This is a genomic window from Enterococcus sp. 3C7_DIV0644, assembly GCF_002141235.1.
Taxonomy (GTDB): Bacteria; Bacillota; Bacilli; order Lactobacillales; family Enterococcaceae; genus Enterococcus_D; species Enterococcus_D entomosocium.
Genome location: NZ_NGLK01000001.1, coordinates 3193995 through 3220707 on the forward strand (window position 1 = coordinate 3193995; position 26713 = coordinate 3220707).

Here is a 26713-nt window from a genome sequence, read left to right on the forward strand (position 1 = left end):
AGGCATCCGCGTGGCAATCGTCCATAATCAAGAAAGCAAGTCAGTAGAAGTGACGAAGCGTTTAACTGTCCTCCTGGAGCAGTCTGAAAACAAGATCGATCAAGAGAACCCTGAATTAGTGATCTCTGTTGGTGGAGATGGTACGCTTCTTTCTGCTTTTCACTTGTTCAACCATAAGTTAGACCAAGTACAATTTTTAGGGGTCCATACGGGACACCTCGGCTTTTATACAGATTGGCGTGACTATGAATTGGATGAATTGGTAGAGTCTTTATGCAATGACCATCAAAAGAGTGTCAGTTATCCTTTATTGGATGTCCGAATCACTTATGCAAATGGCAAACCAGACAAGCATTTCCTGGCATTGAACGAATCAACGATCAAACGCGGCAATCGCACCATGGTTGCCGATATTTCTATTAAAGAAGACCTCTTTGAAAAGTTTCGCGGGGATGGCCTCTCGATCTCAACGCCAACCGGCTCAACTGCCTATAACAAAAGTGTTGGTGGGGCAGTATTGCACCCAAGTATCAATGCGTTTCAATTAGCAGAGATTGCTTCTTTGAACAATCGCGTCTTTCGGACACTTGGATCACCGATCGTCGTGGGTCATCACGAGTGGGTCAAAGTGCAACTGCAACAAAGTACCGACTATTTAGTGACGATTGATCAATTTACCATCGAGCAAGAAGAAATCGACGCAATCTATTACCGGATTGCCGATGAACGGATTCATTTTGCGTCTTATCGGCATATGCATTTTTGGAATCGTGTCAAAGATTCCTTTATTGGAGAAGAATAAACTCATGGAATTTACGTATCAATATACCGGACAAGGGCAGCAAGTCAAATATTTTTTGAAGGAACAAGGAGTATCCAAAGGTCTGCTAGCGAAAATAAAATTTCAAGGCGGAAAGATATTTGTGAACGACCACGAGCAAAACGTCTTGTTTTCTTTGGCGCAAAATGATAGGGTAACTATTGTAATTCCTCCTGAAGGGGAACATGAAACGATGCTGGCTGATCCGACACCTATTGAGATTGTGTATGAAGATGCCCATCTGTTAATCGTGAATAAGCCGGCTGGCATCTCATCGATTCCTGCGCAATATCATCCGACTGGCACGATGGCCAATCGAGTCAAGGCCTACTATCAAGCGCAACACTATGAAGATCAAGTGATCCATGTAGTGACTCGCTTAGACCGTGACACATCAGGATTGATGCTTTTTGCAAAACACGGCTTTGCCCATGCGAAGCTGGATAGCCAGTTACGGAAGAAGCAAGTTGTTAAAAAATATCAAGCCCTCGTTGCGGGAGATCTTTCCGCATTATCCGCCCATAGCGAGATCGATTTGCCTATCGCTAGGGACCTGACCTCGCTTTTGAAACGCAAGGTCAGTGAAGAAGGAAAAGAGGCACGTACGGAGTATTGGCTAAAACAGCGCAATTCAGATTGCGCATTAGTCGACATTCAACTACACACAGGCCGGACACATCAAATAAGGGTCCATTTTTCTGCAATCGGTTGTCCCTTACTAGGAGACGAGATGTATGGGGGACCAATGGCTTTTGGGATCAGACGACAGGCACTTCATTGCTGTCAGCTGCAATTCCAGCATCCCTTTACGAATGAACCGTTGGCTTTTGAACTGCCTTTACCTGCAGACATGGCCGCTGTTTGTTCAGCTATCGATAAGCAATAACAAATGAGGTGAAGAGATTGGATGAAAATCAAGAATTAACCGAACGATTTGATCAACTGAATCAAGCACTAAAAGACAATGATATCCAGGGATTTCGTGAGGCATTCTTGGATCTGCATATCTACGAGCAGGGTCAATTCTACCAATCTCTAGAAGCAGACGATCGACAAATCGTCTATACGTATCTATCGCCGAAAGAATTGGCAGACATGTTTGACGTCATTGAAGAAGACGATGAAAACATGGTGGACTATCTTTCAGAAATGCGGCCGGCATATGCTGCAACGATGTTAGCAGAGATGTATACCGATAATGCTGTCGATCTACTGAATACATTGGACAAGAAACAAACGGCCAAATATTTGAGTCTGATGACTGCTGAAGCCGCTAGCGAGATCAAAGAACTATTGCATTATGAAGATGAAACAGCTGGATCATTGATGACAACCGAGTTTGTTTCCATTGTTGCCAACCAAACGGTTCGTTCAGCGATGTATGTCTTAAAAAATGCCGCAGATGTTGCTGAGACGATTTATTATATTTACGTCGTGGATACCGACAACAAACTTGTGGGCGTTATTTCTTTAAGAGACTTGATCATCAATGATGAAGATACCATGATTGCTGATATTTTGAACGAGCGGGTGATGTCGGTTCATGTTGGAGATGACCAAGAGGATGTCGCTCAGACCTTCCGGGATTATGACTTTCTCGCATTGCCAGTCACCGATTATGACGATCACCTATTAGGGATCGTGACCGTCGATGATATCATCGACGTTATCGATGATGAAGCAGCCAGTGATTACTCGGGTTTGGCAGGGGTCAATGTAGAAGAAGTCAGTGAAAACCCGGTCAAAGCTTCTTCGAGAAGGTTACCTTGGCTCATCACCTTACTCTTTCTCGGAATGGCAACCGCCAGTTTAATCAGCCATTATGAAGAGTTAGTTAGTGAAGCAAGTATTCTCGCCGTCTTTATCTCACTGATCACCGGAACTGCCGGCAATGCCGGTACCCAATCTTTAGCGGTAGCCGTACGCCGCTTGGCGATCAATGATGATAAAGAAAATAGCTTTATGAAAACAGTGGTCGGTGAGGTGCTTACAGGACTTTTCACAGGAGCTATTACCGGATTGACGATTTTTGCTATTGTGGCTGTCTGGAAACAAAATCCGATTCTAGGGTTTGTGATCGGGATGGCTATGATGTGTGCCATCACAGTAGCCAACTTAGCGGGAAGTTTGATTCCGATGCTAATGGATAAGCTTGGGTTTGATCCGGCAGTGGCGAGCGGTCCGTTTATTACGACCCTCAGTGATTTGACCAGTGTTTTGATCTATTTCAATATTGCCAGTCTTTTTATGAACTATTTTATTCAATGAATAAAAAATAAAAGCAAGCCGATGATTTTTCTTCGAGTGAAGAATCATTGGCTTGCTTTTTAATTTTTTGGTTTTGGCAACACCCCAGAAGGAGAGACGCCATAAAGTTTTTTAAAAGACTTGCTAAAGTGATAGGCATCTTGATAGCCAACTGCAGAGGCGACTTCCTTGATCGTGAGGTTGTCATTTTTTAGCATGTCTTTGGCGCGTTTTAGGCGGATTTCTATCAAATAGTTAATGGGGCTGACCCCTGTCGCTTCTTTAAAAATCTTGGAAAGGTACGTCGGGCTGAGAAATTGATCTTGTGCCAGTTTTTCCAAGGTGATTTCTTCTTTATAATGATTTTCCAAATAATAGACGGTATAGTTGACGATTTGTTGTTGTCTTCTTTGGCTTTTGGAAAGGTAAGGAACGACATTGATGTGGTCTTCATTTAGTCCGCGTAAAATATAGACGAGCATCTCCATCAAGACAGCTTTTTGCATCAACTGAAACTCATCCCGCTCTTCACTGCTTTCTCGCACCAACTGCCACGCTTTTTCCAAAACTTGATGATGGTATTTGCCTAATTCTAACAATGGGTGCTTGTTGGGGAAAAAATTTCGCTTGAATCCTTCCAAGGAAATATTCTTCAGTCCAATATGCAACTGGTGGGAGCGAGTGCCTTTAGGCTGTAACTCGCAGTGGTCGACACCAGGATTAAAAAGCATGACACTGCCAGCACGAATTTTCTTCGCTGGTTCTTTTTCAAAATAATACGTACTTTCTCCTTCTAACAAGACGCTGATTTCTAAAAAGTCATGATGGTGCATTTCTCCATGACTTTCTGCTTGCGTCCATGGGTCAAAGAGATAGATGATTTCGGGATTGAAGGTTCGAGGGTTAACTAAATTCATGGCTGATTCACTCCAATTGGGTGCCCATCTCCGATAAAAAAAGGGAATGGTGCTTCTTACTAATATTTTACATCAAAATGAGTAAGAAAAACCATTCAAATCGCTTTTCAAAACGCTAAGCTTAACAACGAGAGGGGGAATTAGATGAGTAATACACAATGGATCTGGCGCTATGCCAAAAAGAACCGCGGAAAAATCATATTGGCGATCCTGTTTTTAGTGATCAATGCAGCGCTGATCATTGTTAATCCGTACTTGGGAGGAATGGTGATCGATGATGTCATCAATCAGCAAAAAACGCACTTATTGATTCCATTACTGTTGATCATGATCGCAACGACCGTCATTCGCACCATTGTCCGCTATAGTTATCAAATTTTATTTGAACGGGTCGGACAAAATACGCTATACGATTTACGGGAAGACTTGTATCAGAAACTGCAGGAATTGGATTTCGACTTTTTTAATCACACACGGGTTGGAGATATTATGGCACGAATGACCGGGGATACTGATGCCATACGCCACTTTGTTTCTTGGGTGACCTATAATATCGCTGAATGTATCTTGTGGTTCTTTTCTGCGGTGGTGGTCATGAGCTTTATTGATTGGAAATTGATGTTGACATTGGTGGCTGTCACACCGATCATTTTTCTGTTGACGAATCGCATGTCTAAAAAAGCACACCCACTGTTTTTTGATATTCGTGAGAGCTTTTCGCGCTTGAACTCAATGGTAGAAGAAAATATTGGCGGCAATCGGGTGGTGAAAGCTTTTGCTCGTGAAAATTTTGAGATCGAAAAATTTCGCTCGTACAACGAAGATTTTAAGACCCGCAACATGGCATCTGCCAAAGTTTCCCGCACTTATCTGCCATGGCTTGATGGCTTAGCAGGAAGTTTGTCAGTCATTGCCTTAGTCTTAGGCGGAATTTTCGTAATCAATGGGGAGATGACATTAGGTGATCTCGTTGCATTTAATGGCTATCTATGGATGTTGAATAACCCTATGCGTATGAGCGGTTGGTTGATCAACGATGTTCAGCGATTTTCTGCAGCTTGTATCAAAATTCGACAAATGCTAGCACAAGAATCGAAAATACCGGTTCACAAACAAGAAAAATTAGAACCGATCAATGGGTTTGTGGAATTCAAAGATGTCTCGTTCCACTTTTCAGATGACCCGGATCAAAATGTGTTGGAAAACATCAACTTCACCATCGGGCCGGGACAAACGTTAGGGATTTTAGGCGAAACCGGCTCAGGAAAAACGACCTTAGTGAATTTAGTCGGACGTTTTTATGACCCGACTGAAGGGGAAGTATTGATTGATGGAAAAAATGCCAAAGAGTATCCTGTGCGCCAAATGCGGGAAAACATTTCAATGGTGATGCAAGATGTCTTCTTGTTTTCTAATACCATCTCTGACAATATTGCTTTTGGAAATCCTTTAGCAGATGAAGGCTTTATTCGGCAAATGGCCGTAGTCGCCGATGCAGATACCTTTATTTCTCGAATGCCTCAAGGCTACGAGACGATTGTCGGTGAACGAGGCGTCGGACTTTCTGGCGGACAAAAACAACGGATCTCTCTTGCGAGGGCCTTAGCCAAAGATCCATCGATCTTGATTTTGGATGACACGACGTCTGCCGTCGATATGGAGACAGAATCGAAGATCCAACAAGAGCTGACAAAATTAACAGGAGAGAAAACGACGTTCATCATTGCGCATCGCATCTCCTCCGTTCGAGAAGCCGATCAGATCTTGATGATGGAAAAAGGGCGGGTCGTTGAACAAGGCACCCACGAAGAACTTGTCAAACTGCGAGGTAAATACTATGAAGTGTATCAAAAACAATTAGGTTTGTCAGGAGGTGAAGACGATGGCGAGAAATAAATTTGATGTGGATGAGGAATTAGACCAGGAATTTAGCTGGAAGGATTTCAAGCGTTTGTCCCAATACGTCGTACCGTATAAAAAAAGTATTGGAAAAGTACTATTTACGATCATCCTAGCAAACTTAGCAGGAATGCTGGCGCCCGTTTTCACTAAGATCGCTATCGACTCATCGATTCCTGAGAAAAATGTTAATCAATTGCTGCTTTTAGGAGCTGCCTTTTTAGTGACCTTGATCGTTATTGGCGTCTGCATGCGTTATCGTATTTACCATATCACGAATATTGGGCAAGATGTTTTGAAGGATATGCGCTTTGATATTTTTGAACATCTGCAGCGGCTGCCGTTTTCTTATTTTGATACAAGGCCCCATGGCAAGATCTTGATCCGCATCGTAAACTACATCAATACACTGAGTGACCTGTTGAGTAATGGCCTGATCAATTTGATTTCCGATGTTTTCAACGTCATCATCACCTTGATCTTTATGTTTGCGATCGACTTCAAATTGACCCTATATTCCCTTGCGTTGCTGCCAATTTTGTTCATCATGGTGATGGTAATCAAAAATAACCAGCGCAAAGCCTATCAGGAGTTGAGTAATAAACAGTCCAATTTAAATGCTTACATTCATGAAAGTATTGCCGGCATCAAGATTACCCAATCCTTCGCACGGGAAGAAGAAAATGCAGAGATTTTCCAAGAAGTCAGCAATGATTATCGGACTTCCTGGATGAAAGCTGTCAAAATTCAGTTTCTCATGTGGCCTGGGGTGCAAAACATTTCAGTCATTACGACTTGTTTGATTTATTTTGTCGGCATTCGCCAAATTGGTGTCGCTGTCAGCACAGGTACTCTGATCGCTTTTATCAGTTATATCAATAATTTCTGGAATCCAGTCATCAATATCGGGAATTTTTATAATTCTTTGATTACAGCAACAGCCTATCTTGAACGGATTTTTGAAACGATGGATGAAGTCCCAGATATCGAAGACAAACCAGATGCAAAAGTATTGCCGACGATGAAAGGGACCGTTGATTTTGAACACGTGACCTTCCGATACGAAGAAGGCAAAAACATTCTTTCTGATGTCAATTTCCACATCGAACCCGGGGAAAGCATTGCCTTGGTTGGCCCTACTGGTGCAGGGAAGACCACGATCATCAATTTGCTGAGCCGCTTTTATGATGTCAATGAAGGCAGTGTTAAAGTAGATGGGATGGACGTTCGTGACGTGACGCTGGAATCGCTGCGTTCACAAATGGGGGTCATGCTGCAAGATACTTTTATTTTCTCAGGAACGATCATAGAGAATATTCGCTATGGAAAATTAGATGCAACAGAAGAAGAGATCATCGAAGCAGCGAAAATCGTCCGTGCTCACGACTTTATCACGGAGTTGAAAGACGGCTATCAAACCGTCGTCGAAGAACGAGGAAGCACTTTATCTGCAGGGCAACGGCAACTGATTTCCTTTGCCCGAGCGTTGTTGGCTGATCCAAAAATTTTGATCTTAGATGAAGCGACCTCAAGTATCGATACGAAGACAGAAGAATTGCTGCAAGAAGGATTGTTGAAGCTGTTAGAAGGCAGAACCTCCTTTATCATTGCTCACCGGCTGTCCACGATCAAAAATTCTGATCGAATCTTTTACGTGGCGGGGGGAACGATCGCTGAATCTGGTAACCATGATCAGCTAATGGCACAAAAAGGCTTGTACCACCATTTGTATCAATCACAATACGACTTACTGCAAGCCATATAAAAAGAATCCCCACAAATGATGCGTTACCATCGTTTGTGGGGGTTTCTTTGCGTGATTCTTTTGTGTCCCTCAATCTCAATCGTTAAGGTCAACGATTCTGGTTCCATGAACTTCTTTTACACCTAGTATATCAGCAACTTGTTGGGCATTTTCATAGGAAATGCCACCGCCAGGTAAGATCGTTAAACGCTCACCAGCATAGGCGATCAATTCTTTCAGACGATCGAAATATGCTTCGATAGGGGTGCCTGCAGTACCACCATGGGTCAAAATCCGCTGTACGCCATGCTCAGCTAACCAATCGATCGCCTTGAATTGACGCGCTGCAGGAATCGCGTCGAATGCCATGTGAAAAGTAACCTGCAAGCCTTCTGCAGTTTCTAACAATAGCTCCAATGCTTCTTCGTCCAACCAACCGCTAGGTGTTAAGCAACCTAGAACAACGCCGTCTGTTCCTAATTTTTTTGCTTCGATCAAGTCGGTATGCATGATTTTCAATTCTGTATCATTGTAAACAAAATCACCGCCTCGAGGTCGAATGATCGTCATAACGGGTATTCCTTTTTCGCCAGCATATTGCAGGACTTCTTCTTGCACGCCGGTACTTGGTGTTGTTCCGCCGACTGCTAAATTATCACAGAGTTCGATGCGTTGGGCACCTCGGGCGATTGCTAAGGGAATATTGGTATAATTTTCTGCACAAAATTCTTTTAACATGATTTACCTCCAATAGATGGGTGTTCAATTGATTTGTTATTCTATCCACTAGCATTCTACCACAAGAATATGCTAAAGTAGAGCAGAGATGAGGGAAGTTGAATGTTAAAAAAAATCGATCGCGGGCGCCTTTTTTTAAACGCCCATTATCACTTATTTGAATGTCCGTTGTGCCGCCAAGCATTTTTCCCGACCGAAAATGGCTTAGTTTGTCCAAATCGTCATCGATTTGACTTATCAAAGAAAGGCACACTTTTCTTTTTGGATCATCAAGTTAAAGCAGATTATGATCAAGCACTGTTTTTGCCGCGTCAACGTATGATCGCTAGCGGCATGTATGCACCAGTCCTTGAGACCATCAAAGCAGCTTTGGGGGATGCTGAGTATCTTTTAGATGTCGGTTGCGGTGAAGGCAGTTTCCTTGCACAGATGGTCAATGAAAAGACCCAAGCGGCTGTCGGTTTTGATATAGCCAAAGACGGGGTCTATCTAGCTACCAATCAAAACGTACCCGCTTTTTGGTGTGTGGCGGATCTGACTAAGTTACCGTTTGCTGAAGCGAGCTTTGATACGATTTTCAATCTGTTTTCACCGTCAAATTACGGGGAGTTCAACCGCATTCTAAAAAAGGGTGGCCAGTTGATCAAAGTCGTCCCAGCAGCGGATTATTTAAAAGAACTACGAGCCGCTTTTTATCCTGATGACGAAACAAAACAGCAGTATTCGAATGAACGGGTCGTTAGCAAATTTTTTGAACACTATCCCACCGCATCCCGTCAAAGAGTAACGCATGTTTTTGCGATTCCTGAAGAATATCGGCAAGATTTACTTGCCATGTCGCCGTTAGAGTGGGGGGCTTCGGAGGAAAGGAAAGAAAAGCTGCGTCAAACCCCTTTGGCACAGATAACTGTTGATGTTGAGGTGTTGATTGCGAAAATTTCCTGAAAATATTTTGAACTTTTTTGTTATTTACTCTTGCAATCATGCCATGGGAGTGATATATTGTTCTCAAGTCATTTTTCATTGGTTTTTATCAGGTTCCTGTTCTGATAAAAGTTAGTGAAAAGAGCTTCACTAACGTAACGACTCGCAGTGATCGACACCGAGTTGGTACGTTTTTTTTATGCCCAAAAAAGCACACAAAAAATGTTGTTTCTAGAAAAACAAGTGTGCCAAAATATGGTACTATAGAAGTTATTGAAGAAGCTATTGAGAATGAAATGGAAAACGTAAGGTGTAAAAACACAAATCAATGCGAGAACCGATCGGCAATATCCGATCGAAAGGAGTTTTTATCTATGAATCACATCGTTCTTTTTGAACCTCAGATCCCGGCCAATACGGGGAACATTGCACGTACTTGTGCAGCAACAAATACTCATTTACACTTAATAGAGCCACTAGGCTTTTCAACGGATGACAAGCAATTGAAGCGGGCAGGACTTGATTATTGGCATGATGTCAATATCACCTATCACAAAGATTTGGCTACTTTTATGGACTTTTTAGGAGAGCGTCCGTTGTACCTGATCTCGAAATTTGCCAATCGCGTGTATTCTGACGTCGATTACACCGCAGATGATGATCAGTTCTTTATTTTTGGGAAAGAAACGACGGGGCTTCCGGAAAGCTTTATGCGTGAGCATGCCGAAAAATGCCTACGCATTCCGATGAATGATGAGCATGTTCGTTCCCTAAATCTATCAAATACGGCTGCTTTGATCATTTATGAAGTTTTGCGGCAGCAAGGCTTCCCACATCTGGAATTGACACACCATTATGAGAACGACAAACTAGATTAAGAAACGAGGCTTGTTCGATGCAATTATACTTTACCCGTCACGGAAAAACAGAGTGGAACCAAGCGCGCCGCTTTCAAGGGATGCTAGGGGATTCACCGTTATTGCCGGAAAGTCATGAAGAGATCAAACTGCTCGGTGATCATCTGGCTGCTATTCCTTTTGAGAAGATTTATTCAAGCACGTCTTTACGAGCAAAAGTAACTGCCCAAGAGATCCAAACAAGGCTCCATCACCCTGTTGAAATTATTTATAATGAGAACCTGCGTGAGATCGGACTTGGTGAATTAGAAGGACGTTCTATCGATGAAATGCATGAGAAGTATCCTCAACAATTGACTGATCTGCGTAATCATCTTGATCGCTACGATCCCAGTGCCTTTAAGGGAGAGCCGATCCAAGAAACATTGAGCCGGATCGAGACCGTCGTCATGGATGCGGTGATGCAGCATGAAGGCCCATTATTGTTCGTCGGTCATGGGGCATCCTTTACGGCTGCTATCCAGTGGCTTGCAGGCAAACCATTAGCCGAATTAAGAGAGCAAGGTGGATTAGTCAATAACAGCGTTAGCTTATTAGAGACGAATGAACAAAAAGTATTGCCTTTTGAACTAAAAGTTTGGAATGAAGCAAGCTTTTTAAGCAATCAGGCAGGATTAGACGCTTTATTGTAAACCATGAAAGGAGCGGCACCATGATTCCAGAAAGAACGTTTTTTGTCGGCCATGTTGCCGCCATCTTTTTCCAGAATCCCAGCAATTTTTATAAAGTACTATTAGTTAAAGTCACTGAGAATAATGCCGACTACAAAGACTCGGAGATCGTCGTTACTGGTAGTTTCGGCGAAATCCAAGAAGAGGAAAAGTATCGGTTTTTTGGTGAGCTGGTCAATCATCCCAAGTATGGCGTCCAGTTGAAGGCCGAAAGCTACCAACAAGAACAACCGACCTCTGAACAAGGGTTGATCGCCTACCTTTCTGGAGAAAAATTTCCTGGGATCGGCAAGAAGACCGCTGAAAAAATCGTTGATCTTTTAGGAGAAGAAGCGATCGACCGGATGCTGGAAGAACCGGCATTGTTGGAGCAGATTCCAGGGTTAAATGAAAGTAAGCAAAAAATGATTTTAGATACCGTTCGGCAAAACCATGGGATGGATCAAGTAATCGTTGGCTTGAGTCGCTATGGCTTTGGTAGCCAGCTATCTTTTGCTATCTATCAAGCCTACAAAAATGAGGCGCTATCCATTATTGAGGAGAATCCATATCAGCTGGTGGAAGACATTGAAGGCATTGGCTTTAAACGCGCAGATGGCATCGCTGAACAGCTGGGTATCGAAGCTTCGTCACCGCAACGGTTTCGAGCGGCGGTCTTGCATCAAATCTTCGCCCAGTCCTTGCAGACGGGCAATACCTTTATCCACGCCCAAGATTTGTTAGAGCAGACACTGCGCCTATTAGAAACGAGCCGCCCCATTGAGATTGCGCCTGACGATTTGGCATCAACGATCATTCATCTAGTGGAAGAAGGAAAGATCCAACAAGAAGAAACCCGTTTATATGAAAATAGTTTGTACTTTTCTGAATGGGGAATTGCCAGTTCCATCGAACGCTTGCTTTCCCGCAAAAAAGAAATCGTCTATCCTGAGAAAAAAATCAGTAAAACGTTACGTAAAATAGAAAAGCACTTAGGCATCACCTATGGTTCCTCGCAAGAAGAAGCGATCAAAGAAGCAATCCGATCGCCATTGTTTATTTTGACAGGTGGCCCAGGTACTGGGAAAACAACAGTGATCAATGGGATCGTACAATTATTTGCTGAGTTGAACGATTTGGACTTAGAACCATCAAAATACAGCGACGAAACCTTTCCGATTCTCTTGGCAGCACCGACTGGTCGAGCCGCCAAACGGATGAACGAAACGACTGGTTTGCCAAGTGGTACGATCCATCGTTTGTTAGGATTGAATGGCCGTGAAAAAGCACCATCGATTAGTCCCAAAGAGTTAGAAGGCGGTTTACTGATCGTCGATGAGATGTCAATGGTCGATACGTGGTTGGCGAATACGCTCTTTAAGTCGATCCCTACAAACATGCAAGTGATTTTTGTGGGGGATAAAGATCAGCTTCCTTCTGTGGGACCAGGACAAGTCCTTCATGATTTGCTAGCGATCGATGCGATTCCGAAACAAGAATTGACGGAAATCTATCGTCAAGGAGATGGATCAAGTATTATTCCACTGGCCCACGCCATCAAAAACGGGCAGCTGCCTGCTGATTTTACACAAAACCAAAAAGATCGTTCTTTCTTTGCGTGTGATGCGTACAAGATCGAACCGTTGATCGCTCAGATCGTGAAACGGGCGAAAGACAAAGGTTATACGCCGCAAGATATTCAAGTGTTGGCGCCGATGTATCGTGGGGCAGCTGGGATCGATGCTCTGAATAAAATGATGCAAGAGATTTTTAACCCCAACGATGGAACCAAAAAAGAGGTCACCTTCAATGATACGGTGTATCGTATCGGCGATAAGGTCTTGCAGTTGGTAAACTCTCCTGAAGATAACGTGTTTAATGGCGATATGGGCCAAATCGTTGGGATCACTCTAGCCAAACAGTCGGAAGACAAGGTTGACGAACTGGTCATTCAATTTGATGCCAATGAAGTGACCTATAAGCGTAATGAATGGAACAAGATCACATTATCCTACTGTTGTTCGATCCATAAATCCCAAGGTAGTGAATTTCAAATGGTTATTTTGCCGATGGTTCATCAATACCAGCGTATGCTGCAGCGCAATTTGCTATATACCGCTGTGACTCGCAGCAAAGAGATGCTGATTTTACTTGGTGAACTGCAAGCCTACCAAACCTGTGTCAGTCACGAATCTGCCACTCGCTTAACGACATTAAAAGAACGTATCAATGGCACGGAAGAAATGACGCCGCTGCAACGGGCGAAATTGGCTCAGTTTGAGGAAGCCGATGATCCGTTTTATAATGATTCCTCTGAGAACACGAAGGCAAAAATGGTAGCTTCGAAGCCAAAGGAAAATCCCAGCACTGAAGCTGCTGCTAACCAGCAAGCGACAGAAAAGTCACCAGATAGTGGGTTGGACTTGTTTGCTTTTGCCGAGCCTGAGCCGTCGGCATCAAATCAGACAGAAACGGCCAAGCCTCTGTCAGGGGATAAGGTCCTAAGTGAAGGGACTACGGGGGAAGAAGCACTCATCGAAGAAACGCAAAACGATGGTGTGCTGACCTTAACGATGGTCAAAAAGCATTTAGTAGATCCAATGATTGGGATGAAGGACTGTTCTCCGTACGACTTTATGCCCGTAAAAAACGAGGGATTATAACGATGAGAAAATGCTAAAAATGGGTTGTTAGTGAGCGCTTTCTTTTGGTTTTTCAGCTTCTTATGCTAAGCTGAAATCAAAAGGAGGCGTTACATTATGGCGAAAGAAACTGAAGATAAATTAGCAAAACTCGCAAAAGAATCTGGCAACGACTTTAAGAAATTGGATGAGATGGAAAAAGAATTTAAATTAGATGAAAGCCCTGATGCAGAACGAGGCGAACGGGAAGAATCAGGATTAGAAAAAACGTTAGATAAGGCGCCGATTTTCCCGCCTAACACACCAAATAACCCAACGAATCCTGGCAGTCCTGGAAATCCATGATTTTCTACCAAGAAGAAACCAACTGTTGAATAATCGAATAGAAAGAAACCTGAAGAATGCAAAGGCGCATTTCTTCAGGTTTTTTGTGTCTAACGAGACTCACTGTAAATGGTGATAAAAATAGATTGCTAATTGCGTGCGATCCCGTAACCCCAGCTTTTCTAGTAATTGGCTGATGTAATTACGAACGGTTCCATCACTCAAATACAAGGCATCGGCGATTTCTTTATTGTTTTTACCCGCTGCTACTTCTTTGATGATCGCAAATTCACGTTCGCTAAAGGAAGTTTGATTGTCAATTGATGGTTCGTTCTTCATTAGCTGCGTGAAGGTCTCAACGATTTCATTCCCAAAGACAACTTGGCCATTATAAGAGGCTTTGACAGAAGGGATGATTGCCTGTAAATTCTGTTTGATCAAATAACCTTTCACACCGATGGAAAAGGCTTCTCGAATGTATTCTTCATCTTTGAAGGTAGTCAATAGCAAAAGGATCGCGTGGGGAAATTTAGCCAGTATTTCTTTAGCAGCATCGATCCCAGTTTGTTCCGGCATGCGGATGTCCGTCAGCAAAACGTCAGGACGATGAGTTTCATAGAGGTCAATGGCGTCTTTGGCACAATGACCGATGCCTAATACACGAATTTCTTCTGTGCTTTCTAAAATGGTTTGCAACGAGGTCGTCACAAACGGATCATCGTCAATAATAACTACAGTAATCATTGGTGTTCCTCCTTTGGTAAAATGATCGTCAACTGAAAGCGTTGGTTTTCTTGTAAGATATGAACTTGTCCTTGTTGTTCTTGGACCCGTTGACGCATCGTTTTCAGACCGATTCCAGTTTTAGCAATTTGAGATCCGCGGACGCCATCATTGGTGATTTGCAAGCGGAAAAAAGCAGGCAGTGTCCGAAAATGCAAGACAACGGTTTTGGCATGACTGTGTTTGATGCTGTTGGTCAAGGCTTCTTTGATCACCATTAAGAAACAATTTTGCTGGGCTTCGTTCAATCCTTCAAATAAGGTTCCTTCAATCGTGACTGAAGATGGAAAATCAGCAATCAGAAACTCTAAGGACTGTTGGAAAGTAATCGATGTCTCATGGAGATCATGAACGCTTTGGCGGATACGATCCATCCCAGTGTGAACCGTAGCACTCAAATTTGCTAAGGGATCATTCAGTTTTGGTTCTTGATTGATCATTTCAAGTGCGCCAATCTGCAAAATGGCACTCGACAGCAGATGGCCAACATTGTCATGGATATCTCGCGCGATTCGATTTCGTTCTTCGGCAATTTGTAAGGCCAATTTTGTTTCTTGTGATAAGGCTAGTACTTTGTTTTGCTGCGATAATTGCTGCTGTTTTTCCCAATGAGTATCTTTTGAAGCGATGTACTTTTTCTCAAGAGCAGACATTCGCTGTTCTTTTTTACGTAAGTAAAAAGCAAAAAGCAACAAAAGGATGACAAAGGCGATCTTGGAGGGGGATTGATTGCCAACTGTTGCGATCAATAAAAATCCTAATAAAGATAGAATGTCATCTTTTCTTTCTTCAGGAGCGATCACCCGCATCATTGCAGGCAGAAAGAGGGCAAGCTCTGGCCAAAAAGTACATAGAAGCAATAGAATAACTTGAAAAAACCAGCTTGCTTTCCTAGGCAATAAATAACTGACACCAGTGAAGAAAATAGCGATCAGCAAAAAAATGACTTGTACGGCAACAAATCCTTGATTTACCAATAGAAGCAACGAGATTGCGAGTAGAAAGCCAGCTTCGCTGAGTAGTCGAGATTTGGACATGGCAGACTCCTTCATTGTGACAAATGTCATAGTTGATTTGGTCAATCGTCACTAGTTTCTTTTCTTAAACTTTATTATAGTCAGATTAACAAGAAATTTGGAAGGAGTTTTTCATCATGATTATTGAAATTGATAAATTAGTTAAACGCTATGGTGATTTTGTGGCATTGAATCATTTTGATCTGCAAGTACAAGAAGGGGAAGTTTTAGGATTATTGGGACCAAACGGTAGTGGGAAATCGACTGCTATCAATTGTATGCTCTCTTTGCTAAATTATGACAAAGGCACCATTAAACTGTTTGGATCAACCATGACCCCTGAAAACTATGCCGTTAAAGCAATGATCGGCGTCGTTCCTCAAGATGTTGCCGTCTTTGAAGAACTAAGTGTACAAGAAAATATCGATTATTTTTGTGGTTTATATGTTGCTGACAAAGAGAAACGGCAAGCATTGATCGAAGAAGTCATACAATTAGTGGGATTGGAAAATTTCGTGACTTTCCATCCAGGTGAGCTGAGTGGTGGCTTGAAACGACGGTTGAATATTGCCTGTGGGATCGCTCATAAGCCACGCTTGATTTTTTTAGATGAACCAACAGTCGCCGTCGATCCCCAAAGTCGTAATAAAATTTTGGAAAGCATCAAAGAGCTGAATCGCCAAGGAGCAACGATCGTTTATACGACCCATTACATGGAAGAAGTGGAAATTCTTTGTGACCAGATCGTGATTATGGATCAGGGACAGGTGATTGCCAAAGGGACCAAGGAATCTCTGAAAGACATGGTACGCACGGCAGATCGTTTGACCATCGACATCCCCTTACTGCCAGACCATGTATTGGCTACAATTCAAACCACCATTACTGCTGACGGGATCGTTTATAAAGAGGGACAGCTCCAAGTAACAACGACGGAACTCAATACGGTCTTGCTCCCCATTTTGACGCTCTTACAAGCAGAGAAAATCAGTTACGGAAAAATTGCAACCAAAGAAGCGACCTTAAATGATGTCTTTTTAGAGATCACGGGCAAGGAATTGAGAGACTAAAGGAGGGGAAAACATGTTTTGGCATTTTTACAAATATCGCACAAAAGTGCTGTTGCGAAATAAATCCATGCTGTTTTGGACGTTGGCGTTTCCCATTCTCTTAGGCCTAATGTTTATGGCGGCCTTTGGGGAGATCGATCAAGCAGGAAATTTAGAGACAATCACGACGGGAATCGTAAAAAACGGGGATCAATCAGCGCTTTCGGAAAATTTTTCCGCGGTCCTTGAACAAGTGGAAATCAATGAAAAACCATTATTTGATCTTAAGGAACTATCAGAAGCAGAGGCAGTTGAAGAGCTGAATGCGGGTGATTTAGCTGGGTTTTATCTGATAGCTGACGAAACGATTTCACTCCATGTGGGGCAAGCGGGCATGAGTCAGACGTTGATGAAAAATGTAATGGATCAATTTTTACAACGTACAGCGATTATTTCTAGTAAAGCAGCAGAACTTGAAACGCTTGATCTTGCACCAATTATGGCCGCGTTTGAACAGGAAGCGACTTTTCAAGAAGTGAATGCTGATCGTGACATGAGTGTTAAAAGTTTTTATTTCTTTACTTTGATTGGGATGGCGATCCTCTATGGGACGATGTGGGGTGTTCGCAATGTTCAGGATCAGCAAGCCAATCAATCCGCGAATGGGATTCGGCTTTCCTTGATACCAAGAAAACGCACATTGGTTTCAAGTGCGAATTTAGCGGCGAGTTTTACGATTGTGTTAGTAGAAGTCTACATTATTTTAGCGGTTTTTCGTTTTGTCTATCAAGTAGACTTTGGTGAACGATGGCAGTGGCTACTACTGGTTGCCGCGTTGGGATCATTGTGTGCGATTTTGCTAGGAACATTGATTGGAAATCTGACGCCAAAAATGAATCTGGTGCAAAAGGATGGCATTTTGATTTCCGTGACGATGGCGATGAGCTTTTTTGCCGGGATGATGGGCTCGGAACAAATCAAGTATTGGCTTGATCTACATGTGCCGATACTGGGGCAAATAAATCTCGTCAATTTGATCAGTGAAAGTCTCTATCAATTATACTACTATACAGATCTGGCTAGCTTTTATACCAATCTTTTATGGTTGACTGGCTTTATCGTCCTTTTCGCAATTGGAAATACTTGGATCGAAAGAGGGGTGCGCTATGACGCTTTATAAAACGATTTGGACTTTACTGAAGGCCAATAAGTCGAATTTACTAATTGGAGTACTGATCACTGTGGGAGTTACATTCTTTTATGCACAAAGCATCGACGTCGAAAACACCTCTTTACAAGAAGCCAACATTGCTTTGATCAGTGAAGAGGAGTCGCCAGTCGTTGACGGTCTTCGGGACTACTTGAAGGAGAAGCAGACCTTGGTCACTTTGGAGGGTACCTCACAAAAAGAAATTGATGATGCCCTTTATTTTAATCGCATAAACATCGTCTTGCATTTACCAGTAGATTTCACGGAACAGGTGGAGGCCGGCCAGATGCCAGCAATCGAGATTCAAAGCCGGCCAGATGCTTTCTCTAAAACCATTGTCACCCAGCAAGTGAACACGTACTTACAGACGCTTTTGCTTTTTAAAGAAGAAGGTAAAACAGTTAGTGAGGCGATAGAACAAGCACAAACAGCGCTAGCCGTCACTGGGCAAGTTGAACTCAGTACAGAATATAGTCAACGAATGAAAAAAATGTTAACAGGCATGACCTTTAACTTATTGTCATATGGTCTCTTTCTATCAATATTTAGCGGGTTTGGCGTGATCAATATGGCCTTTAATCGCAAAGCAATCAGCAAGCGAAACCAGAGCGCCCCTCTTGCTAAACGTGTCTTACAGCGGAAAATCCTGTTAAGCTTGATCAGTTATTCGCTGCTCTTAACTTTCGGCTTTTTATTACTGATGGTGTTATTAGTGATCCGCACGTCTTGGGATACAGCAGCTTGGTACCACATTTTGAACACGTTCTTGTTTTTATTACCAGTCATCAGCTTCTCGGCGTGTGTCACTTCCCTGGTGAAAAATTCAGAAGCAATCGGCGGGATCAGCAATATCTTTATAACCGGCAGCTGTTTTATCGGTGGTGTCTTTGTATCAGCTAATTTCCTGCCAGATATCGTCAATAAAATCGCGGCGTTTACACCAACGTATTGGTTTGTTCAAAACAATACCTTGATTAGCGAGACCCTCACGTACAATCAAGGGTTTCCTGAATCGTTTTGGTTCAATGGCTTTGTCTTGGTTGCATTTGCAGCAGTATTTTCAATGATTCATTTTGTTTTGGGAAAAGAAGGCAGTCCTCGTTGGCAGTACAACTCAGCGAAAAACTAACAGGTACACAGAAAAAAACGATACAAATCGTTGCTGATTTGTATCGTTTTCTTTATGGGCACCAAAATAATTGATTGGCAGTAGTAAAGGTAATATCAAAGGGACGTTGGCCCATTTCTTCGCCATCTTCTTGTCCATGTTGGGGCACGGTAGAGATAATTCTCAGCTTCGACGTGGAGAGATGATGAAAGTAGCGTGAATTCATGTGTTTCTTACGCATCAGTAAACCGATCAGCCAGAAAATCTTGAAAATCGACACACGCTCAACGAGTACGAAATCAAACTTTTTCTCTCTGACTGAAGCGGTTGGGGCGATTGCAACACCGCCGCCAAAGTAAGGATGATTGGTCGTGGTGCACAAAAAAGCTTTTTTATAACTGAATTGTTGCCCATTACACTCGACTAAGATCGGAAAACCTCTTTGAAGAAACAAAACGCGGATAATTGCAGCGATATAGGAAAAGGAGCCGAGGTTGAACTTATTAAGACTGCTTTTTGCCACAGAGTGATTGGTGGTATAGACGATTGCCGCATCAAGACCAATACCCACATTATTAAGAGCGATGCCGTTTTCCTCTTGGATCTGCTCTTCATAGCGGATAATGGCCAATTCTTGGGGCTTAGTAGTACCGGCAATTTTCCAAAACGCTTTTTCCGGCTCTCGTGGCAGATCGATACTTCGCGCAAAATCGTTTCCCGAGCCAGCGGGGATGTAAGCAACGGGAATTTGTTGTTGTTCAAGTTGTAACTCTGATACTACTTGGTGCAGCGTTCCATCACCGCCGATAACCACCAATAATGGATAAAGCATCTCGCCATTTTCTAAATAGACATCATCCCAAGGCAAAAGGCGTTCTTTTAAGAGTTTTCTGGTGATGTACCGTTCGTCGCCGGGTGATTTGGTTAGGTAGATTTGATGGGGGAAACGATGTTTTTTTACGATTCTTTGCACACGTTCCGCCGCTTTTTTTCCTCGTCCACTACCTGAAGCAGGGTTTACGAGGAAGTGATAATAATAGTTCATTTTATGAATAGCTCCATATCGTTTTTTCGTTCAATGCGGTTAATTATAGCATGTTTCGACAGAAGGCGGGGAGACGATGCCTGAAAAAAGAGCAAAAAAATAGATTCGACGATTGTGCTTTCTGGGTTTTCAAAGGTTCTTATGTCCACTTTGATCCTCAGGTAATGATGCCCATCGCCGAATCCTATTCAATTAGTAAGGAGTAACTCAAATTCCCACATCCTTTGTCTTTTATTCTAAGTTGACAACAATTCTTTTCTTGCAGAACCTGCTTCGTCTGCTTTACTGGGAATCCTTGCTCCTTACACTTATAGTATAGCACATTTTTCTCTTTTAGCAATCGCTTACATGATTTGGTAGTTGTCTTTTAGATAAATTTAAATAGTTTAAATAAAAGGTAAAGGAGAAAGGAGAAAATTTTGATCATCGCTGATCATGATAAGCTCTTCTGAAGGAGTTGTAAACAAAATGAATCTGTGAGAAGGTAAGGATAGCCATGGAAAGTCCAACTAGATTCATCTTTCTTTATATGGTACATTAAAATGATTTTAAATCATTTAATTGTATTTTTATTATTATTTATTGCTTTTTCCTTGTTAAAAAAAAGCGATAGGAGTAAATTAGAAGTGTAAAAAAACTTATTTTAGGAGGAAGTATTATGTGTACTGCGTTAACTTATGTAACGAAAGATCATTATTTTGGCAGAAATTTTGATTATGATGTTTCTTATAAAGAAGTAGTGACCATTACTCCGAGAAATTATCCATTCAAATTTCGCAAAGTAAGTGAAATAGATCACCATTACGCAATGATTGGGATTGCTGCTGGTGTCGCTGAGTATCCACTGTATTATGATGCGGTCAATGAAAAAGGTTTAGGTATCGCTGGATTGAATTTTCCAGAAAATGCTGTCTACAATGAATTTCAAGAAGGAAAAGAGAATGTTACGCCTTTTGAGTTCATCCCATGGCTCTTAGGACAATGCGCTACTGTCGAAGAGGTAAAAGGGCTATTAGCCAATGTCAATCTCGTTCGGATCAATTTTAGTGAAGATTTGCCTCTATCGCCTTTGCATTGGATGATTGCTGATAAAAAAAGTGCCATCGTTGTGGAAAGTATGAGTGATGGCCTTCATATTCATGAAAATCCGGTGGGAGTTTTGACAAATAATCCACCATTTGACTATCAATTGTTCAATTTGAATAATTACCGTGTGTTATCATCGAAAACTCCGGAAACTCATTTTTCTGACAAGGTGGATTTTGATGAATATAGTCGTGGAATGGGCGGCTTAGGTCTGCCAGGAGATCTTTCTTCGATGTCTCGCTTTGTCAAAGTAGCTTTTACCCGATTGAATTCCGTTTCTGGAGAATCTGAATCCGAAAGCATTAGTCAGTTCTTCCATATTTTAGGTTCGGTTGAGCAACAAAAAGGACTTTGTGACATAGGCAATGAGCGCTATGAGTACACGATTTATTCTTCTTGCTGCAATACAGATAAAGGAATCTATTACTATCGTACGTATGAAAATAGTCAAATCGTTGCAGTTGATATGAATAAAGAAGATTTGGAAGGTAATGTACCGATTTCTTATCCATTAATTGAAGACCAACAAGTTCTTTTCAGTAACTGATCCATTCTTAAAAAACCATCTCAAAGCTGTTTTGAGATGGTTTTTTTCTTTTTCATTTTTAAAATGAATCACTCTCATTTGTTGTCGTCTTCGTCCCTGCGGTACTTTTATTCGGAAATGGAAAAAAGCGGTTCACCAATATTGCAATCGTCATGCCGATAAAACTATCAACAATTCGATTAAAAGCATACAAGTAAGATTCAGTTTGAGGAATCATAAATAAAATCGTCAATAGTGTGGCACAAGCACCAACTGTTCCCTCGGAGTAATCAAATTTGACCAATAAAGCGATCATTAACATGATCACTAAAGGGATTGCAATCATTTGAATAAAGGACGAATGTCCGAAAAAGTTAAATATCGCAATACAAAATACAGAAGCGATTGCGCCGAAGCTGTTACCGGCAATCCGATGTTTCCCGTATTTGACGGTATTCTCATGATCTTCTCTTAATGTGAAAACAGCTGTGATCGTTGATACGACGTAGGTTTCACGATTCAAAAGAACACTAATCAAAATACAGAGGAATACACTGATTCCAGTTTTTACATTTCTTAAGCCAAAGGTCAATCCAAATAAGTTCAATCATGCCATCCTCTCAAAACAAATTTCAACGAAGTCGATTATACCACATTGCAGACGGTCAATTGCTTAGATTTTCAGAAAAATGAACAACGATTCTTTCATCGTACGTTGACAGGCAAATTTTATCAGTCGTCGAGAAGCTAGCTTGATACCATGCAATTTTCAACTTTGAGTGTTGAAAGGAATACAATAAGTGACCCCAACCCTAAATGAATTGACTTTCGTTGCCATCGCTTAAGACTCCTTTTTTTATTTCTCAGTCTGTTCAACGTTTAAATAAGTGTTTTGATAAAAAAATATTTATTGTTCATAAAAAGTTTGTTTTTTAGATATTATATTGAGATAATCAAAATAAGGAGGGTTTAAAATGAAAAAAGTGTCAATACTATTTGTTCTTTTACTTGGCTTTGTTGTTTTTCCGATGACAGTTTTTGCTGCATCTTCACCAAGTGTGAGCTATCAAACAAATATCCAGTCTCAAGGGTGGCAATCATGGAAAACAAACGGTCAGACGTCAGGGACCACAGGGAAAGCCAAGCGACTTGAAGCAATCAAGATAAAAATTACTAACGAAAAATACAAAGGGAATATTGAATATAAAACCTCCATTCAGAAACAAGGCTGGGAAAAATCGTTTAGAAAAAATGGGACTCTGTCTGGTACAAGTGGAAAAGGACAACGGTTGGAGGCGATCCAAATCAAACTCACCGGTGAGATCGCTAAGTTTTACGATGTCTATTATCGAGTCAATGCACAACAATTTGGCTGGATGGGGTGGGCGAAAAACGGACAGTCTTCAGGAACGTCTGGCTTTGGTTTTCAACTGGAAGCAATCCAGGTCAAACTGGTGAAAAAAGGTGGGAAAGCACCTGGAACGACGAATGATGCATTTAGAGATGGACTGAAAAAATATGTAGACAAACGGGGCAAAGGGCTGATCAAAGGCTCCAAACAAAAGATTTATCATATACCGGGGAGTCAATATTATAATAAAACGACCAGTCCAATTCGGATGTTCAAGACAGAGGTGGAAGCCTACAAAGCGGGCTTTCGACCAGCTAAATAGAGGTGTGGCAGGCATTCGCTGAGTAAACATCTATGAGAAATTGCTTTACCAAAAAGGTAACGAGGCAACGAGAAGAAAGCTATTTTTGATCAAAAAGTAACTGAATCGTCTGATTCATTCTAAACATCCCTTTCCGTTAGCGAAAAGGGATGTTTTACGTATTCAAGATGATTTCTGTGCGTAGATCCGACGAATCTTAAAGTAATTCAGCACTTAACCTTTCATCACGAGATGCGCCTTGATTTAGCGAGGTTTCAACACAAAGCCACCATCTTCATCGTTCATTTCTTCGGTAGGCGTAAAAATAATATTTTTCCCATCTCTTTCAAGGGTAAAGATTGAATCACAAGCCATTAGGAAATCTGACGATGGATGATTCATTGATAGTCGAATAGGGCTAGAAAATGAAAGCTGCGAAGTGTTTCTTTGAATCAACGGATGAAGGAATAGAGGAAGCAATTCCATCTGCATAAAGTTTTGTCAGGTGAATTCTAGATGATTTGATGATTAAATGGCCGGTTTAACATTGATATATGGCTATTAATGTGTATAATAAGTACTTGTGCGAAGCGCACCGCGGTTCATCAACCAAAACGTTTATATTCCATTAAAACCGTTCAAACCAACATAAAAAGCTCCTTTTTAACTTTTTCATCCACAAAACATCCACATGAAAATAGAATTTATTTTAGAAATAACGTTCATACATAGATATAGCTTCAGTTTCCATTTTCTTAGAAACATGAAGATACACGTTTGCGGTCATATTTATCGAAGAGTGTCCTAAACGTTCCGAGACATATTTAATGTTTGACCCACTTTCAAGTAAGTGTACTGCATGAGAATGTCTTAGTGCATGAGGCGAGAGACGAGGTAGCTCGGCTAAATCGCACATTTTATAAAAGTAGGTTCTATAATTCGACTGCTTGATAAAGTTCCCGCGTTCATCTGTAAAAATATACTCTTGATTAGGTATGCTTCTGGATGAAGCGAGGGCTAGCTCGTTTTTCTTGATTTTGAAATTCTTCAATAATTCGATTAAGTATCTGTCAATTACAATTGTTCTATAGCTTGATTGAGTTTTTGGAGGGTTTATATAGTCAGTTTTTCCCTCTCGATACAAAGTTTTGTTGATTTCTATTTTATTTCTGTTCCAATCATCCCATTTTAATGCAGAAGCTTCTCCTAGTCGCAAACCAGTTCGCGATAAGAGTGTAGATAGTACAAAATACAGGTAGTCCATAAAATCATTTTCTTCCGCGTGACTTTTGCTGATGTCTAAAAAATAAACTAAATCATCTTTTTCAAAGAATTTGATTTCTTTTTTGTTTTTGTGTAATTTAGGATACTTTATGTTTTTCATCGGATTCGATTCTAGTAGCTGGTATTCTACAACAGCATCCTCGAGCGCGCTATTAAATGGGGCAACATATGATTTGACAGAATCTACATTTAAGTGATCACAAAGTTCGTTGATCCATGTTATACATTCAAGTCTTGTGATTTCAGTAAGTTTGTAAAACTCGAATCGTGGAAGAATGTATAAACGAATAGATTTTTTTATTCTATATAAAGTTGACTGTTTGACAGTCCGTGCTTTTAGATCAATCCACATCTTTAAATAGTCGCCCACAAGCATAGATTCATTGTATAAGGCTTTTCCCTTTTTTATCCGATTTTCAACCTCGATCGATGCTGCTAATGCTTCTTTTTCTGTTTTAAAACCTTGCTTGGCAACTTCTTTATAAACTCCATTTTTCTTATAGCGAACGCGGTAGCGCCAATTGTCTTTAGCTACTTCTTTAATGTTTGCCATATTGTACCAACTCCTTATATTTGATAAAATAGGCATAGCAAATAAGCCTATACGTTTATTGCTCTGCACGCCTTCTGACCGCCAAGAAAGAGGGGCGTGCATTTTTTACTATTATATATTGAAGGTTTGTTCAGCACTTTCAGCCACTGTACTGTAATCTGATGAATTATATAAAGGTCCCGTTTTAATAGTAACCTTCGTAATTTCATTAACTTTTGAAGGGTCTAAATACGATAGTCGGAAAAATTCTTTGCTTTCAGTCTTTTTGAAGAATTCAGTTGTTGTCATAGAGTAACCAACATCGTCAGCGTTGAAGTCAATTTGTTGACCGTTATCTAAAATGGCGTATTCTAATCCGTTGTAGCCATAATCATTATCAGAATCGTTTTTAACTTTGAAACTTACTTGAAGTCCATAAAAGTTTCCGTCGGCGTCTTTGTGATTGTCGGCACCGTAGTAACCAGCCATTTCAGGATCAGTGTAATCACTATATTTTAAAATCTTAATATCAGTAATCAGTATTTTAACTTCTCCCAGGGGAATCTCAGTTTGCGCATTTGATATTCCCATTAACTCTACTTTACCAGTTTCGTCATTTGTATCTTTAGTCCATTGTCCAACTTCTAAAAGTTTACCGCCTGTGACCTCTTGAGGATCGCTAGAAGATTGTGTGGTGCTCTCAGCAACTACTGCAGACGAGTCTTTCTCATTAGTTTTTCCTGTGTTGTCAACAGTATTCGATTGACTGCAGCCAGTTAGTAAGATAGATCCAAAAAGTAACCCATATAACATTTTTTTCATTTCTTTTCCTCGATTCTTTGATAAAATAATATTGTGAAAATATTTATCTAATGCTCTTATTGAAGTGGCGCTTCGATAAGGGCTATTTGAAATAATTAATGTCGTATCCCATTCCAATATCAAAAGTTTCTATAACCTGACTATAATTATAAAAACCATCATTCTCATTAATTATATAGTTGACCATAAAATTGTTTGCTTCGTTTTCCATCTTAGAATGAGCAACAAAATTCTTATATAGAGCGACGTAGTCTTCGTGGTCAATTACATGTTTCATCTCGTGAACTATCACTCTTTTCATTTCATCATCAGATAATTTCTGATTTACAAAAATGATTTTCCACGCAGGAACATAATATCCATTTTTTTCCATTTCTTTAACTACTATTTTGACCCCGAGTTCATCCAATTGGCTTCGCAGCTCGTTCACAAAATCACCTCATTATTTACCTTTACGGCCCATCATATAAGCAATTATTGCTTCTTTATCGCTTTCGGTCATTTCTTCGCCGTCAAACGAAAGCACATTTTTTAAAGCGGCTCTTAATTCAGTCTCTTCTTTTGTAATATCCTTCCTTTCCAATAAATCATCAATAGATGCTCCAAAAAAATCAGCAACTTTTTGTACATTCTCAACTTTAGGAGAAGCGTTATCCCACCTTCTGATTTGTCCATTAGAGAGACCAACTTTTCTTTCGATTTCAGCAAAAGTAACATTTTTCTCGTCTGCAAGTCGTTTGATATTTTGTACTAAACTCACTTATATCAACCTTTCTAG

25 protein-coding genes are annotated in these 26713 nt (G+C 41.1%); 15 read left to right on the forward strand and 10 right to left on the reverse strand.

Annotated elements, in window-relative coordinates; translation table 11 throughout:
• Nucleotides 1-4 precede the first annotated feature (4 nt).
• From A5877_RS15005 to mgtE, 3 genes are read left to right on the forward strand one after another with little or no spacing between them, the layout of a single operon-like run.
• On the forward strand, nucleotides 5-802 hold the full coding sequence (locus A5877_RS15005) for an NAD kinase (RefSeq protein WP_301280263.1): 798 nt from the start codon (nucleotides 5-7) through the stop codon (nucleotides 800-802).
• Between the two features lie 4 nt (nucleotides 803-806).
• On the forward strand, nucleotides 807-1706 hold the full coding sequence (locus A5877_RS15010) for an RluA family pseudouridine synthase (protein WP_034872214.1): 900 nt from the start codon (nucleotides 807-809) through the stop codon (nucleotides 1704-1706).
• Nucleotides 1707-1723: 17 nt separating this feature from the next.
• Complete coding sequence (gene mgtE, locus A5877_RS15015; RefSeq protein WP_086317074.1) at nucleotides 1724-3088, forward strand: magnesium transporter; 1365 nt, start codon at nucleotides 1724-1726, stop codon at nucleotides 3086-3088.
• A 59-nt stretch (nucleotides 3089-3147) separates the two neighbouring features.
• On the opposite strand, the gene A5877_RS15020 is transcribed toward mgtE, so the two are convergent.
• A complete protein-coding gene (locus tag A5877_RS15020; RefSeq protein ID WP_005236722.1) occupies nucleotides 3148-3984 on the reverse strand; it encodes an AraC family transcriptional regulator in 837 nt (278 codons plus the stop codon).
• A gap of 144 nt (nucleotides 3985-4128) precedes the next feature.
• Here A5877_RS15020 and A5877_RS15025 point away from each other — a divergent pair, with 144 nt between their 5' ends.
• Nucleotides 4129-5880, forward strand: a complete 1752-nt coding sequence (locus A5877_RS15025) for an ABC transporter ATP-binding protein (RefSeq protein ID WP_016613253.1) — start codon at nucleotides 4129-4131, stop codon at nucleotides 5878-5880.
• The gene (locus A5877_RS15030) at nucleotides 5867-7648 is read left to right on the forward strand and encodes an ABC transporter ATP-binding protein (RefSeq protein ID WP_005236718.1); all 1782 of its coding nucleotides are present in this window, start codon (nucleotides 5867-5869) and stop codon (nucleotides 7646-7648) included. Before A5877_RS15025 ends, A5877_RS15030 begins: the two co-directional genes overlap by 14 nt.
• 75 nt (nucleotides 7649-7723) lie before the next feature.
• On the opposite strand, the gene A5877_RS15035 is transcribed toward A5877_RS15030, so the two are convergent.
• Entirely contained in the window at nucleotides 7724-8365 is a 642-nt protein-coding gene (locus A5877_RS15035) for a copper homeostasis protein CutC (protein ID WP_086317076.1), read from the reverse strand.
• Between the two features lie 102 nt (nucleotides 8366-8467).
• On the opposite strand from A5877_RS15035, the gene A5877_RS15040 reads away from it, so the two are divergent.
• The 5 genes from A5877_RS15040 to A5877_RS15060 all read left to right on the forward strand — a co-directional run bounded on the left by A5877_RS15040 (nucleotide 8468) and on the right by A5877_RS15060 (nucleotide 13843).
• The gene (locus A5877_RS15040) at nucleotides 8468-9310 is read left to right on the forward strand and encodes a methyltransferase domain-containing protein (RefSeq protein ID WP_086299582.1); all 843 of its coding nucleotides are present in this window, start codon (nucleotides 8468-8470) and stop codon (nucleotides 9308-9310) included.
• Between the two features lie 353 nt (nucleotides 9311-9663).
• Nucleotides 9664-10167, forward strand: a complete 504-nt coding sequence (trmL, locus tag A5877_RS15045) for a tRNA (uridine(34)/cytosine(34)/5-carboxymethylaminomethyluridine(34)-2'-O)-methyltransferase TrmL (RefSeq protein ID WP_086299581.1) — start codon at nucleotides 9664-9666, stop codon at nucleotides 10165-10167.
• 17 nt (nucleotides 10168-10184) lie between these two features.
• Nucleotides 10185-10838 carry a histidine phosphatase family protein gene (locus A5877_RS15050; RefSeq protein ID WP_016621323.1) on the forward strand — a complete coding sequence of 218 codons (654 nt, stop codon included), beginning with the start codon at nucleotides 10185-10187 and terminating at the stop codon, nucleotides 10836-10838.
• Between the two features lie 20 nt (nucleotides 10839-10858).
• On the forward strand, nucleotides 10859-13519 hold the full coding sequence (locus A5877_RS15055; protein WP_086299580.1) for an ATP-dependent RecD-like DNA helicase: 2661 nt from the start codon (nucleotides 10859-10861) through the stop codon (nucleotides 13517-13519).
• Between the two features lie 96 nt (nucleotides 13520-13615).
• The gene (locus tag A5877_RS15060; protein WP_005236708.1) at nucleotides 13616-13843 is read left to right on the forward strand and encodes a hypothetical protein; all 228 of its coding nucleotides are present in this window, start codon (nucleotides 13616-13618) and stop codon (nucleotides 13841-13843) included.
• Nucleotides 13844-13942: 99 nt separating this feature from the next.
• Here the strand turns inward: A5877_RS15060 and A5877_RS15065 are convergent, their stop codons facing one another.
• Both A5877_RS15065 and A5877_RS15070 read right to left on the reverse strand, forming a co-directional pair.
• Nucleotides 13943-14566 (reverse strand): response regulator, encoded by a 624-nt coding sequence (locus tag A5877_RS15065; RefSeq protein WP_086299579.1) that lies wholly within the window; start codon nucleotides 14564-14566, stop codon nucleotides 13943-13945.
• On the reverse strand, nucleotides 14563-15642 hold the full coding sequence (locus A5877_RS15070) for a sensor histidine kinase (protein ID WP_086299578.1): 1080 nt from the start codon (nucleotides 15640-15642) through the stop codon (nucleotides 14563-14565). The genes A5877_RS15065 and A5877_RS15070 overlap by 4 nt, the downstream gene beginning before the upstream one ends.
• A 116-nt stretch (nucleotides 15643-15758) precedes the next feature.
• On the opposite strand from A5877_RS15070, the gene A5877_RS15075 reads away from it, so the two are divergent.
• Genes A5877_RS15075 through A5877_RS15085 form a run of 3 tightly spaced genes read left to right on the forward strand, consistent with a single transcriptional unit; the run spans nucleotide 15759 to nucleotide 19009 of the window.
• Complete coding sequence (locus tag A5877_RS15075) at nucleotides 15759-16691, forward strand: ABC transporter ATP-binding protein (protein WP_005236700.1); 933 nt, start codon at nucleotides 15759-15761, stop codon at nucleotides 16689-16691.
• Nucleotides 16692-16704: 13 nt separating this feature from the next.
• Nucleotides 16705-17850 (forward strand): ABC transporter permease, encoded by a 1146-nt coding sequence (locus A5877_RS15080; RefSeq protein ID WP_034878640.1) that lies wholly within the window; start codon nucleotides 16705-16707, stop codon nucleotides 17848-17850.
• Entirely contained in the window at nucleotides 17837-19009 is a 1173-nt protein-coding gene (locus tag A5877_RS15085; protein ID WP_086317078.1) for an ABC transporter permease, read from the forward strand. Before A5877_RS15080 ends, A5877_RS15085 begins: the two co-directional genes overlap by 14 nt.
• A 52-nt stretch (nucleotides 19010-19061) precedes the next feature.
• On the opposite strand, the gene A5877_RS15090 is transcribed toward A5877_RS15085, so the two are convergent.
• Nucleotides 19062-20033, reverse strand: coding sequence for a diacylglycerol kinase family protein (locus tag A5877_RS15090; protein WP_005236695.1), 972 nt, complete (start codon nucleotides 20031-20033; stop codon nucleotides 19062-19064).
• 658 nt (nucleotides 20034-20691) lie between these two features.
• Between A5877_RS15090 and bsh the strand changes: the two genes are divergently transcribed.
• A complete protein-coding gene (gene bsh / locus A5877_RS15095) occupies nucleotides 20692-21666 on the forward strand; it encodes a choloylglycine hydrolase (protein ID WP_005236690.1) in 975 nt (324 codons plus the stop codon).
• A 58-nt stretch (nucleotides 21667-21724) separates the two neighbouring features.
• Here the strand turns inward: bsh and A5877_RS15100 are convergent, their stop codons facing one another.
• Nucleotides 21725-22252, reverse strand: a complete 528-nt coding sequence (locus A5877_RS15100) for an aromatic acid exporter family protein (RefSeq protein ID WP_005236688.1) — start codon at nucleotides 22250-22252, stop codon at nucleotides 21725-21727.
• 367 nt (nucleotides 22253-22619) lie between these two features.
• On the opposite strand from A5877_RS15100, the gene A5877_RS15105 reads away from it, so the two are divergent.
• Nucleotides 22620-23318: an Ig domain-containing protein gene (locus A5877_RS15105; protein WP_086317079.1), complete on the forward strand. Its 699-nt coding sequence runs from the start codon at nucleotides 22620-22622 to the stop codon at nucleotides 23316-23318.
• A gap of 688 nt (nucleotides 23319-24006) precedes the next feature.
• Here A5877_RS15105 and A5877_RS15110 read toward each other — a convergent pair.
• From A5877_RS15110 to A5877_RS15125, 4 genes are all read right to left on the reverse strand, one after another.
• On the reverse strand, nucleotides 24007-25134 hold the full coding sequence (locus A5877_RS15110; protein WP_086317081.1) for a site-specific integrase: 1128 nt from the start codon (nucleotides 25132-25134) through the stop codon (nucleotides 24007-24009).
• Nucleotides 25135-25245: 111 nt separating this feature from the next.
• Complete coding sequence (locus A5877_RS15115) at nucleotides 25246-25935, reverse strand: hypothetical protein (protein ID WP_086317083.1); 690 nt, start codon at nucleotides 25933-25935, stop codon at nucleotides 25246-25248.
• Between the two features lie 82 nt (nucleotides 25936-26017).
• Nucleotides 26018-26365: an ImmA/IrrE family metallo-endopeptidase gene (locus A5877_RS15120; protein ID WP_086317084.1), complete on the reverse strand. Its 348-nt coding sequence runs from the start codon at nucleotides 26363-26365 to the stop codon at nucleotides 26018-26020.
• Between the two features lie 12 nt (nucleotides 26366-26377).
• On the reverse strand, nucleotides 26378-26695 hold the full coding sequence (locus A5877_RS15125; protein ID WP_086317086.1) for a helix-turn-helix domain-containing protein: 318 nt from the start codon (nucleotides 26693-26695) through the stop codon (nucleotides 26378-26380).
• Nucleotides 26696-26713: the final 18 nt, after the last annotated feature.